Source organism: Ferruginibacter albus, from assembly GCF_020042285.1.
Taxonomy (GTDB): Bacteria; Bacteroidota; Bacteroidia; order Chitinophagales; family Chitinophagaceae; genus Ferruginibacter; species Ferruginibacter albus.
Genome location: NZ_CP083388.1, coordinates 72623 through 84856 on the forward strand (window position 1 = coordinate 72623; position 12234 = coordinate 84856).

General features: G+C 36.0%; 10 protein-coding genes. 4 read left to right on the forward strand and 6 right to left on the reverse strand.

Annotation, left to right across the window (positions count from 1 at the left end):
• Window positions 1-3: 3 nt before the first annotated feature.
• The 3 genes from K9M53_RS00330 to K9M53_RS00340 all read left to right on the forward strand — a co-directional run bounded on the left by K9M53_RS00330 (window position 4) and on the right by K9M53_RS00340 (window position 3761).
• Entirely contained in the window at window positions 4-366 is a 363-nt protein-coding gene (locus K9M53_RS00330; RefSeq protein ID WP_224016903.1) for a phage holin family protein, read from the forward strand.
• A 230-nt stretch (window positions 367-596) separates the two neighbouring features.
• Window positions 597-2630, forward strand: coding sequence for an alpha-ketoacid dehydrogenase subunit alpha/beta (locus K9M53_RS00335; protein ID WP_224016905.1), 2034 nt, complete (start codon window positions 597-599; stop codon window positions 2628-2630).
• 93 nt (window positions 2631-2723) lie between these two features.
• Window positions 2724-3761, forward strand: a complete 1038-nt coding sequence (locus tag K9M53_RS00340; protein WP_224016907.1) for an MBL fold metallo-hydrolase — start codon at window positions 2724-2726, stop codon at window positions 3759-3761.
• Window positions 3762-3911: 150 nt separating this feature from the next.
• Here K9M53_RS00340 and K9M53_RS00345 read toward each other — a convergent pair whose 3' ends face one another.
• From K9M53_RS00345 to K9M53_RS00360, 4 genes are all read right to left on the reverse strand, one after another.
• The gene (locus K9M53_RS00345) at window positions 3912-5855 is read right to left on the reverse strand and encodes an SPFH domain-containing protein (RefSeq protein ID WP_224016908.1); all 1944 of its coding nucleotides are present in this window, start codon (window positions 5853-5855) and stop codon (window positions 3912-3914) included.
• A 57-nt stretch (window positions 5856-5912) separates the two neighbouring features.
• Window positions 5913-6872 (reverse strand): hypothetical protein, encoded by a 960-nt coding sequence (locus K9M53_RS00350; protein ID WP_224016910.1) that lies wholly within the window; start codon window positions 6870-6872, stop codon window positions 5913-5915.
• A 4-nt stretch (window positions 6873-6876) separates the two neighbouring features.
• Window positions 6877-8085: an MBOAT family O-acyltransferase gene (locus K9M53_RS00355; RefSeq protein WP_224016912.1), complete on the reverse strand. Its 1209-nt coding sequence runs from the start codon at window positions 8083-8085 to the stop codon at window positions 6877-6879.
• Window positions 8086-8332: 247 nt separating this feature from the next.
• Window positions 8333-8878, reverse strand: coding sequence for a hypothetical protein (locus tag K9M53_RS00360; RefSeq protein WP_224016914.1), 546 nt, complete (start codon window positions 8876-8878; stop codon window positions 8333-8335).
• 122 nt (window positions 8879-9000) lie between these two features.
• Here K9M53_RS00360 and K9M53_RS00365 point away from each other — a divergent pair, with 122 nt between their 5' ends.
• Window positions 9001-9456, forward strand: a complete 456-nt coding sequence (locus tag K9M53_RS00365) for a DUF4395 domain-containing protein (protein WP_224016916.1) — start codon at window positions 9001-9003, stop codon at window positions 9454-9456.
• A gap of 7 nt (window positions 9457-9463) precedes the next feature.
• Here the strand turns inward: K9M53_RS00365 and K9M53_RS00370 are convergent, their stop codons facing one another.
• Window positions 9464-9811, reverse strand: a complete 348-nt coding sequence (locus K9M53_RS00370) for a cysteine-rich CWC family protein (RefSeq protein ID WP_224016918.1) — start codon at window positions 9809-9811, stop codon at window positions 9464-9466.
• 54 nt (window positions 9812-9865) lie between these two features.
• Entirely contained in the window at window positions 9866-12190 is a 2325-nt protein-coding gene (metE, locus tag K9M53_RS00375) for a 5-methyltetrahydropteroyltriglutamate--homocysteine S-methyltransferase (protein ID WP_224016920.1), read from the reverse strand.
• Between the last annotated feature and the right edge of the window lie 44 nt (window positions 12191-12234).

A 12234-nucleotide genomic window follows, 5' to 3' on the forward strand; every position in this document is an offset into this window, starting at 1 on the left:
GCAATGAAGTTTTTATTAAAAATATTGATCACTACCGTTAATGTTTTTATACTGGCGTATATATTACCGGGCGTTGATATTGTGAATAACAATATTTTTACGGCAGTAATAGTGGCGTTTGTATTAGCCATTTTGGATTCATTTGTAAAGCCAATATTGATCTTATTTACGCTACCCGCTACCATTTTCACGCTCGGTTTGTTTTTGTTTGTCATCAATGCCTGTATTATTTTGATCGGCGCATATTTTGTACACGGTTTTAAAGTAGATAGCTTCTGGCATGCATTATTGTTCAGCGTATTCCTTTCATTTTTCAATTCTTTCATTCACAAACGAGCCTTTTCCGACGAAAAGGGTAATAAATAGTTATCCTCGCCGACTGTATTTGTTTTCTCAAAAACAACCAATAAATTGTGTATGATTTTTGGGAACAAACATTGTGCTGTTATTAAGCATCGTTGTGTCACTCCCTTGTACGGCATACCATTATTGAACTTATTTCACACAGCGTCACTAAGAATACAAAGTAAACAAAGGTATTGCGTTGTTTCTCTGTGTCCTTTGTGTGAAATTTAAGCTGAGAGAAACAAAACAAAATGCAATTCAATCGCAAACAATATAACAACGAATTACTCATCAATCTTTATAAGAGCCTTCTTTATCCAAGATTGATAGAAGAAAAAATGCTGTTGTTATTACGACAAGGAAAAATCTCAAAATGGTTTAGCGGCATCGGTCAGGAAGCAATAGCAACAGGCGTTACCATGGCGTTGCAAACTGATGAATGGATAATGCCTTTGCATCGCAATCTCGGCGTATTTACCACACGACAAATGCCTTTGAATAAATTATTCAAACAATGGCAAGGCAATAAAGACGGTTATAGCAAAGGAAGAGAAAGAAGCTTTCATTTCGGAAGTAAGGAATATCACATCTGCGGAATGATCTCACATCTGGGACCACAACTGGCATTAGCAGATGGCGTTGCATTAGCACATAAACTAAGAAAAGAAAATAAAGTGTCTGTTGCTTTTACCGGTGAAGGCGGTACCAGCGAAGGCGATTTTCATGAGGCATTAAATGTTGCCGCTGTGTGGGATCTTCCTGTAATATTCATTGTTGAAAATAATGGCTATGCATTAAGTACACCAATCGAAGAACAGTTTCGCTGTTACAGCATAGTGGACAAAGCAAAAGGTTACGGCATGGAAGGTGTTCGGATTGATGGTAATAATGTATTGGAAGTGTATGATACTATAAAAGGAGTAAGAGAGTATTGCATCAAGTATCAAAAGCCATATTTAATTGAATGTATGACCTTTCGCATGCGTGGACATGAAGAAGCAAGCGGCACCAAATATGTTCCGCAACGGCTATTCGACTTATGGGAAAAGCAAGATCCCATTAAAAACTATGAACGTTTTTTATTGGACCAAAAAATTTTAACCGATCAAGCAGTTGTGGCTACACGAAACGACTTGCACGCTAAAATTGAAGAAGAACTGCAGATTGCTTATACAGCTCAACCAGTTTCACCAAATACTGAAGAAGAATTAAATGATGTATATGCTCCTAAACTACAAAGCATAAACTTAGCGCCACAAGCAAAAAAAAGCTCACGCTTTACTTCGCCTGCACCTTCTTTTGATCCTTCAGATCTCACGTCTCACCCATTACGTTTCATCGACGCTGTTCAACAAGCGCTTCGTCAATCCATGCAAAAACATTCTAACCTTGTTTTAATGGGACAGGACATTGCAGAATATGGCGGTGCTTTTAAAATAACAGAAGGCTTTGTGCAGGAGTTTGGAAAAGAAAGAGTGCGTAATACTCCCATCTGCGAAAGCGCTATAATCGGTGCCGGACTTGGGTTGAGCATTGAAGGGTATAAAAGTGTTGTTGAAATGCAGTTTGCCGATTTTGTAACAATGGGCTTTAACCAGATCGTAAATAATCTTGCTAAATCATATTATCGCTGGGGGCAAAATGCAGATGTAGTTATACGAATGCCAACAGGCGGCGGCGTTGGAGCAGGACCTTTTCACAGTCAAAGCAATGAAGCATGGTTCACGCATGTGCCTGGCTTAAAAGTGGTGTATCCTTCTTCGCCTGCGGATGCAAAAGGATTACTCATTGCAGCAATCAACGATCCTAACCCTGTTTTATTTTTTGAACACAAGGCTTTGTACAGAAGCGTTACCGGCGATGTTCCGGAAGAATATTATGAAACAGCAATTGGAAAAGCAACACATGTTCGTACAGGCGCTGACGTTAGTATTATAACTTATGGCATTGGCGTTCATTGGGCGTTGGAATTTGTAAAAGCAAATCCCGGCATTGATATAGATATTTTAGACCTGCGAACTTTGCTGCCACTGGATCATGACGCCATTCGTTCATCTGTTGCCAGAACCGGAAAAGTTTTACTATTGCACGAAGACACGTTGACCGGTGGTATTGGCGGCGAAATAGCTGCATGGATAGCTGAACATTGTTTTGATGTGTTGGATGCTCCAATTATGCGTTGCGCAAGTTTGGATACACCTATTCCTTTTAATATCGACCTGGAAAAAAATTTTATGGCGTATTCGAGATTAAAAGAAAGCATTCACAAACTAATGAAGTATTGATCTAAAACATTTATCTCCGCCATTCGTTCTATCTAACAAATGATAATCACTCTACTAATAATTATTCTTTTTGTTGCGGCAATATTTGTATTCATGCAACAACCTGTTTTTGGAAAAAAGCTTATGGGACAAAGATTAAAGGAAATAAAAAAGCTGCCGAACTATAAAAAAAGTTTCCAAAATATCAGTTATACTCCGAGTATTTCTGAAGACACCAATATCTGGAAAGTATTGTACGAGTTCATGTTTAAATCAAGCAAACGAGCAAAGCCTTTGCAAAAATTACCCTCAATAAAAACGGATCTATTGAATCTTAATAAAGATGAAAATGTATTGGTTTGGTTTGGACACTCTTCTTATTTTTTACAGATAGATGGAAAAAGATTTTTAGTTGATCCGGTTTTAAGCGGTTCTGCATCGCCGGTAAGCTTTACCAATAAAAGCTTTGTTGGCAGCGATATTTATACAACCAATGATATTCCTGAAATAGATTACTTATTTATCTCTCACGATCATTATGATCATTTGGATTATATCACCATTAAAAAATTACAACCCAAAATAAAAAAGATCATTACAGGCATTGGTGTTGCAGAACATCTGCTGTTATGGGGCTATAAACGGGAACAGATCATTGAAAAAAATTGGAATGATAAAGAAACACTCGAACCAGGGTTTTCTATCGCTGTAGTTTCTGCACGCCATTTTTCAGGAAGAAGTTTTAAAAGAAATAGTTCATTATGGATCTCATTGGTGCTGCAAACGCCTACTATGAAATTGTTTTTAGGCGGCGATAGCGGTTATGATAAGCATTTTAAAGAAGCAGGAGAACAATATGGTCCGTTTGATTTAGCGATCTTAGAGTGCGGTCAATATAATAAAGGCTGGAAGTATATTCACATGATGCCGGAAGAAACGGTACAGGCTGCCATCGATCTAAAAGCAAAAAAATTATTACCGGTGCATTGGGCAAAGTTCAAGCTGGCAAACCATTCCTGGGATGAGCCAATTATAAGGGTAACTAAAGAAGCAAAAGAAAAGAGCTTGTTAATTGCTACGCCAATGATCGGCGAAGCAGTACATTTGAACACGCAACAACAATTCTCCGATTGGTGGACAACGATGCAATAAATATTATTGATCATTTAAAAAAAGCATTCCTGCTTTTTAATGCAATTTATTTTTAGTGGCTGCAATGTTTTTGCCCCCAAGCGATTTTACCCGTAATCAAAACCATTTTCCATTTATCATCAGCAGAAAACCTGCAGGAAAATTTATAGTTTAATTCTTCGGCGCCGATGGATTAATTATTCCTCCGTCACTTTTATCCGTATTTTTCTTTTGTAGCATTTCCAATAATTGCAAACCCATTAATCCGCTTAAGCTTCCATCAGCCCCATTACCACCATTAATTAAAACCTCCGGAATAATTTTTATACTGCCTTTTCCAATCTCTTCGGTGATCTTATAACGGGTAAAGTTGTCGCCGCCCATTGCTTTTACTTGTAATTCATACGCCTCCGCAGTTGATTTACCAATTGCCATAATTTTTTCCGCTTCTGCCAAGCCTGTTTTGCTTATTTTCTCTGCATCGGCACTGGCATTCAGCTTGGTGGCTTCTGCCTGTGCACCTGCTCTTGCCTTAGTAGCTTCTGCTTCGGCATTGGCCCGCATTTTAGTAGCAGTAGCTTCCGCATCCACTTGTAGTTTTAAACTGCTGGCATCCCCTTCTGCTTTTTTAACGGTGGCATCTGCAGTACGTTGTGCGATTTCTACACTTTGTTGTGCTTTTACAATTTCCTTTTGCATATCGGCAATGGCAGTTTCTTTTTCCATTCCCTGCCTTTGCTCCTGCGCCATCTTTTGTGTTTGATATGTTTTTTGTTCTTCCTCTGCGATCTTTCTGTCAGTCAATGTTTTCATCAGTGCTTCAGGAGGAACGATATCGCCGATCAATGTATCAACAGCGTTTACATTATAATCGTCTAACACAGCTTTAATATGTTCTTTAGCTGCAACCTGTCTTTCTTTACGGGTAGATAAGAAAGAGATAACATCACTGTCCTGAGCAGAGTTGCGGAAATAGTTACCGATAGTAGGTTCCAACACTTGTGATACGAGATTACTCATACTGCCAAAGCGAGCAATAACTTTGGGTGCTTCATTAGCTGGTATATGAATGATCTGTGCCACATCTAAATTAAAAGGAAAACCATCTTTCGACCGAACAGTGATAGTTGATAGGTTTTTATCAAGATTATGTGCTTCACTTCTTGCCGTAGCCCAGTTCAATACAAGATTGGTTGTTGGTACCAATTCAACCTTCATGGTGTATTTATTAATGGGATATTTACCCGGGCCAAGCGGCTCCAGCCAGACTCCACGAAATCCTTTATCAACAATGTTACCATGTTTAAATGTATCACCGGTAAGATCTTTCCCATCTTCTCCGATATAACTTATTACTACACCCACATAACCAATAGGAACATCCGTCATGGGAATTTCTTCGATCTGCACTGCCCATGGATTTAAATAATAACTACCCGCTAAAATTACCTGTGGCTGTAACCCACGATTACCGCCGGTTTGTAAAAAACTGTCTATGTCCTGGAAATTATTATGACCTTCTATATGCTTACCAGCGATCTGTCCTTGTATAATCGGCGCTCCGTCCATGGTAGTTATAATGCCCAACATGTTTTCATGAATAACAGCCATATCAACCGTTGTAATTGTAAAAGCATAGGTGTTGATACGATAAGTACCCGGTGTAAGCAAATGTGTTTGTCTACCTTTTTGTCCGCCATTATTTAAAAATGCTTCCGCATCCTGGAAATTATCAGAAGGTACTTTTCTTGCGAGGATATTTCCTGTTGGCAACTCTGCACCATCATTACTTAATATCAAGCCCACTTTTCCTTCAGGAATAACAGTGAATGCCTGCATATCTACACCATATTGCCAGGGCCAATAACCCCAATATAAACCGGGCGCTAACGCTTTAGCCTGGAAACCAGCTTCACCTTTTGTAGCAATAATTCTTCCATCGGGCAACGATTTATTGGCGCCTACCAATGCAAACTTTTTGGTGACCAACCCGATTCTGTCTTCGGGAACGATCACCATCCCAAAGAAAACACGTAAAATAAATTTGTAAAAAACAATAGCAAGAATGACTACGATTATCCACCAGTAACTTGCTAAGAATTGACCGAAATCCATAATAAGGGTATTTTAATGTTACGAATAAAAGCTAATTAAAATTCTCTTAAATGTAGATTATTTTATTGATCCCTTTGGCAAATAATCAGCTGATTTAAGATAATTTAATAAAGTGGTAGTATTTGCTGTTGCACCACATTTATTGAGATGATAATGTGGAACATCCATTTGATTGTTTAAGAACTGGCTGCTAGAAAATGAATTTATTGTAGAAAAGATATTTGCCAAAGTGTCTATTTCTGTAGTTCTAAAAGAATAATTATTTTTATTTAACTCAGGAAGATAGTAGTAGTGCGGCTGATTAAAATTAGCATCGATATAATTCTTTACTTTTTTAATGTAAGTCATATTTAGTTCATTCCCTACTCGCTGTTCTTTTGCTTTGTAAGGATAAGAGCAATCGAAATAGGAATCTAAAAAACTTCCATTATGTGGAGTTTGTGTTATTAATAATTCATTTTTCCCCAATGGGTTAAGTACAGAACTAGTAGAGTTCTTCCAATTATTGAATACGAGTTCAAAATAAGTAATTAGGTTTGAATTTAAAACAGATTGGTTAATTAAATATTTGCAAAGAATTTTTGGAGAAAATTTTAAAACAGATTTATAATCTTCCAGAGACAAACATCCATACACAGCTGTATTGGCTGGAAGAAAATTATCTTCTTCGTAAATATTATACGTAAAATCAAACAACATAATATCATTTAATGTGCTATTTGCTTTTGCATTCTTTAACATTAAATATAATCCCCATGGAGACGTCAATGATGACGATCTTGCTGTAAAGCCATTTAATTGATTATTTATTCTGTTATAGTCAAAATTTGCCTTTACGTTTGAGGTGCCAACAATTATAAAGTTTTTGGCAGAATTAATTCCATAGTCTCTTTCCCTATAATTTGCAGTAACATTGTATGGGGAGGATTTGCACCACATAATGGCACCAAATAATATTAGTTTATACCCAACAAAAATTGCCGCCAGAATAGAAAGAGATTTTATAAAACGACGCATAAATTTAAAATTGGAAATAAATAAATTGCTGTGCGATGGATTTATTAAAGCTAATTAGAATAATTTCAACGATGGCAACATAACAAATCATTCTTGCCCATTTTGGTTTTATAAGTTCGAAAATGGTAATAACTTTTTTTCTGTTTTGTATAAATTCTATAACAAATAAAAATAAGATTAATCCTAAGTAAGTGATCAGCGAACCAACTTCCTGCCCTTCTGAGTATTTGAAATTCCAATATTTTAAATTATTAAAAATCTGTAAAGACTGGGAAAAATTTTCTGCACGAAAGAACACCCAAATAAGGCTAACAATAGAAAAGGTTATTAATGTTGCCGGTATTCCTTTATTCCTATCAAGTTTAAAGATCCTTTCAGCAATAACCAATAGACCATGTAGAGCTCCCCACACAATAAATGTCCAGTTTGCACCGTGCCAAATACCGGAAATCATGAAAACGATCATTAAATTTTTATAGATTTTCCATTTTGAACTTGATTGACTTCCTCCTAATGGAATGTACACATAATCTCTAAACCAACTCGATAAAGATATATGCCATCTTCTCCAAAACTCTGTAATGGAAGCTGAAAAATATGGGTAGTTAAAATTTTTCATTAACTCTATTCCCATAACCCTTGATGCCCCTAATGCTATATCTGAATAGCTGGAAAAATCACAATATATCTGTATTGAAAAAAAGAGGATAGGGAATATTGAACTAGAGGAAGTCTCATGTAAATTAGAATAATAGGTATTTACAAAAAGGGCGAATTTATCTGCAATAACAATTTTTTTAAAAAAACCCCAGAGCATTTGTCTAAGTCCAGATACTACGCGATCATAATCAAAAAAATATTTCTTTTTAAATTGATGCAATACATTTTGAGGACGTTCAATGGGCCCCGCCACTAATTGTGGGTAATACATTACGTATAAAGCATAGTAGCCAAAATGTTTTTCTGAATGTTGATTTTTTCTATACACTTCTATTGTATAGCTCATGGCTTGAAAAGTGTGAAACGAAAGCCCTATTGGCAATATCATATGCAGATAAGGAATATGATTTTTAAAACCTAATAGAGAAGCTAGTCCTGTAATGTTATCGTTAATAAAATTATAGTATTTAAAAACTGCCAATATTGAAATGTTGGCAATTAAAGAAATAACCAAAATTCTTTTTCTTTTCTTTTGATCCGCTGTTCTTTCCAAAAAAATACCTACATAATAATCAATTATGATAGTAAACAAGAGTATTAAGATATACTCCGGTTTGAAGAACATGTAAAAGAAACAGCTTGCCGATAATAATAACAGCCACCTATAACGAAACGCTAAAAGAAAATACAATATAGTAACAACAACAAAAAATATAATAAACTCAAATGAGTTGAATAACATTTTATAAAGGATTGTTTGTAAAGTACAATATAATTAATTGAACTGTCCATTAATTTTCTTAATCTTCTTTGCTTCCTTTCTCACCCACAAACCAATGTTCTTTATCTTTAAACAACACATTAAAGGTAGTAAGCGAACCATAACAACGGGTAATATATTGCTGGATGTTTACTTTTTCTTCATCATTTAGTTTTTTATTGCTATTGATATTTTGCTCCAATACTCGTAGCCTGTCTCTTAACATTACTACTTTGTGAAAAAAATCTTCAATCGGGATTTCTTTCGCCTTTTGTGTTTTGTCATAAGGCTGCAGTAATAAAGTGCCGCCTTTCCAACGATCTCCTAAAGAAACAACTTCGCTAACGCCACCCCATAAACGCAAAATCTTTAATAAAGATTTTTCTGTTTCCGAAACGGTTTCAACCTCAACACTTGCATTCTCAGGAATGATCTCATCTAATTGCGGATCGGTTTTATCGATTTCTTTTATTCCATGATTAATGAAGGAGATAAGATAAGTTGCGTAACGAATGCCAACAATAACCCCGGGTCCAAATTGAGTATGTTGTAAGCGGGTACCAACTCCTAAAGTTGTTTGTTCCATGTTGTAAATGATTTGAACAAAAGTACAGAAGATATTGTATTTATATAATATTAGCGGTTAAGGAGATATTTGGTATAACTTTACAAAGCCTGCTAAATTAATAGACTATTAAATTATGTATTATGGCAAATTCTATTGATTGTCCGGTTGATCTTATACCGGTTAATGAAAACAGGGTTCGCTTAACAGCTCTGTGGGTGTTTTTGTTGGTTGTAACAGCATTACTATTAAATAAATTCGGACATTTTGTTTTTGCTTTTTTAACGGTGGATTTTTTTCTGCGTGCATTTAAGTATGGGAAGATAAGCCCTTTGAATATTTTGAGTGGAGCTGTAGTAAAAAAATTAAACATTCCTAATAAGCCTATCGATCAGGCTCCTAAAAGATTTGCTGCAGGAATAGGATTTGTTTTATCGCTGGCAGTATTCGTTTTTATTATTACAGGGTTTTCTAAAACAGTAATAGTGCTTTCAATAATATTTGCAGCTTTTGCTTTCCTGGAATCTTTTCTGGCTTTTTGTGCAGGTTGTAGGGTATATACCTTACTGGTAAGATTAAAATTGATACGTAAACAGTAAAAAAATTTTATTGATAACCGTAAGCACAATGCTTACAATTGTTGCCGCAACAAGCACCTCTTTGAATATGATACAATTCTGTAAAAACAAATAAGCCCTTTTCCATAGTATAATGCAGCCCTTCCACCAGCAATTCTTTTTGTAAAGGAAAAGAATGTTGATGGCTGAATTTTACCATTTCGTTGATCTGTCGTAAACAATTGTTGCAAAGACAATCATATCGTGTTTTTTGTAAAAATCTTTTTGTTTCGTCAGATATTGTGACAGCACCGCATTGGCAATTAACGATATCACCAACCTTACACTCAAATACAGCTTTACAACGTGGACAATATTTTTCTTCGTGCTTCTTCAAACAAAAAAATTTAAAATGACAGGCTATAAATATACAGCCCGTCATGGATTAAAATTATACGGTTGCCGCAACAGCTTCTCTTAATTCTTTTGCTGCTGCCACCATTTCTGTTAATGCGGTTTTTGTTTCATCCCAGCCGCGGGTTTTTAAACCACAATCGGGGTTTACCCACAATTGTTCACCCGGAACAACTGCTTTTGCTTTTTCCATTAGTTCCATCATTTCAATTTTAGATGGTACACGTGGCGAATGAATATCGTATACGCCCGGGCCAATATCATTTGGATATTTAAATAAAGCAAATGCATCCAATAATTCCATTTGCGAACGGGATGTTTCAATCGTAATGACATCCGCATCCATATCGGCAATACTTTTAATGATATCATTAAACTCGGAGTAACACATGTGCGTATGTATTTGTGTACTATTCTGCACACCACTTGCCGAAATGCGAAATGCACGAACCGCCCAATCCAAATATTGCTGCCAGTTTTCTTTGCGTAACGGTAAGCCCTCTCTTATTGCCGGCTCATCAATTTGTATAATTTTTATTCCAGCTTTTTCAAGATCAACAACCTCATCTCTTATTGCCAGAGCAATTTGTGTGCAGGTTTCGCTGCGAGGCTGATCATTACGTACAAAGCTCCATTGTAAAATCGTAACAGGCCCGGTTAGCATCCCTTTCATCCATTTTTTAGTAAGTGATTGTGCATATTCACTCCATTCAACGGTCATTGGTTTTGGTCTATACACATCGCCATAAATAACAGGCGGTTTTACGCATCTGCTTCCGTAGCTCTGCACCCAACCATTTTCTGTAAAAACAAATCCTGCTAATTGTTCGCCGAAATATTCCACCATATCATTGCGTTCAAATTCGCCATGCACTAAAACATCCAAACCAATTTCCTCCTGCCAGCGAACGGCTTTTTCTGTTTCTGCTTTTAATAGATTATTGTACTCATTATCAGTTAATTCCTGCTTTTTCCATTTGGCTCTCCAGCTTCTTACTTCTTTTGTTTGAGGAAAAGAACCGATGGTTGTTGTTGGGAAAGATGGAAGTTGTAATAATTCTTGTTGTAATTGTTTTCTTATTGCAAATACACTTTCACGTTGGTTATCTTTTGCTGTTAAATGTTGAACTCTTGACTTTACATTTGGTTTATGAATTAATGAAGAGGTATTTCTATCTTTTATTGCCAGCTTATTTTCTTCCAATGCTTTTAATGCTTGCTCAGAAGGTTCGTCGGTTGCGAGCTTTGCTAATGTTACTACTTCATCTAATTTTTGTTTAGCAAATGCCATCCAGTTTTTTACTGTTAAAGGAAGGCATAGTTCGTTTGTTTCTAAATCTAAATCACATGGTGTATGCAATAAAGAACATGACGGAGCGATCCACAAGCGTTCTTTACCAATTGCTGCAATTGCTTTTTTTATGATTGTCAATGATTGTTCAAAATCGTTCTTCCAGATATTTCTACCATCAACTATACCCAATGAAAGTTGTTTATTCGATTGAATGAATTCGTTTGTTAGAATATCATCTAACTGCGATGGACAACGCACTAAATCCAAATGCAATGTTTTAACAGGAAGACTTACTGCTGTTTGTAAATTTTTTCCGTAACATTCAAAATAGCCGGCTACAATAAAATGTATATGCGAAAACTCTTTCTGCAATTCCTTATAAACATTTGTAAATACCTGCTGTTCTTTCTCTGTAAGATTTAATGACAAGCAAGGTTCATCTAACTGTAAATAAAATACATTGCCATCATCCAATTTCTTAATTACTTCTTTGTAAACAGGCAATAATTTATTGATCAAATCAAGCCGATGAAAGCCCTTTTCTTTCTCTTTACCTAATAACAAAAATGAAACCGGGCCTAATAAAACAGGCTTTGCAGTATATCCTTCTCTCTTTGCTTCGTTAAATTGATTAATAACTTTTTCTGAAAAAAAAGTAAAGCTTTGATTGATGGAAAACTCCGGGACGATGTAATGATAATTGGTATCAAACCATTTGGTCATCTCCATTGCCGTAATATCATACTCGTCTTTTTGATAACCTCTTGCCATAGCAAAAAGCAGATCGACCTCGGACAATTGTTTTTGAATTAACAGGTCATGATAGCGCTTGGGAATAGCGCCTACCATCAGGCAGGTGTCTAATACATGATCATAAAAAGAAAAGTCATTACAGGGAATTACATCAATGCCGGCATTCTTTTGTGCTTCCCAGTTTTGTACACGAATGCTTCGTGCAGTTTGCTGCAATTCGTTTGCAGAAATTTTGCCTGCCCAATACTGCTCGCAGGCTTTTTTCAGTTCGCGGTGGTTACCAATGCGGGGATAACCAAGATTGTGTGTTTGCATTTTTTTTGTTTAAATCGTGAAACAATTAATGATGCTATTTGCAA

What these genes read in the sequence shown, in the direction of transcription:
- K9M53_RS00340 (WP_224016907.1), top strand. Translation starts at nt 2,724, where the DNA reads ATGCAACAACCTGTTTTTGGAAAAAAGCTTATGGGACAAAGATTAAAG.
- K9M53_RS00335 (WP_224016905.1), top strand. Translation starts at nt 597, where the DNA reads ATGCAATTCAATCGCAAACAATATAACAACGAATTACTCATCAATCTT.
- K9M53_RS00360 (WP_224016914.1), bottom strand. Translation starts at nt 8,878, where the DNA reads ATGGAACAAACAACTTTAGGAGTTGGTACCCGCTTACAACATACTCAA.
- K9M53_RS00330 (WP_224016903.1), top strand. Translation starts at nt 4, where the DNA reads ATGAAGTTTTTATTAAAAATATTGATCACTACCGTTAATGTTTTTATA.
- metE (WP_224016920.1), bottom strand. Translation starts at nt 12,190, where the DNA reads ATGCAAACACACAATCTTGGTTATCCCCGCATTGGTAACCACCGCGAA.
- K9M53_RS00345 (WP_224016908.1), bottom strand. Translation starts at nt 5,855, where the DNA reads ATGGATTTCGGTCAATTCTTAGCAAGTTACTGGTGGATAATCGTAGTC.
- K9M53_RS00365 (WP_224016916.1), top strand. Translation starts at nt 9,001, where the DNA reads ATGGCAAATTCTATTGATTGTCCGGTTGATCTTATACCGGTTAATGAA.
- K9M53_RS00350 (WP_224016910.1), bottom strand. Translation starts at nt 6,872, where the DNA reads ATGCGTCGTTTTATAAAATCTCTTTCTATTCTGGCGGCAATTTTTGTT.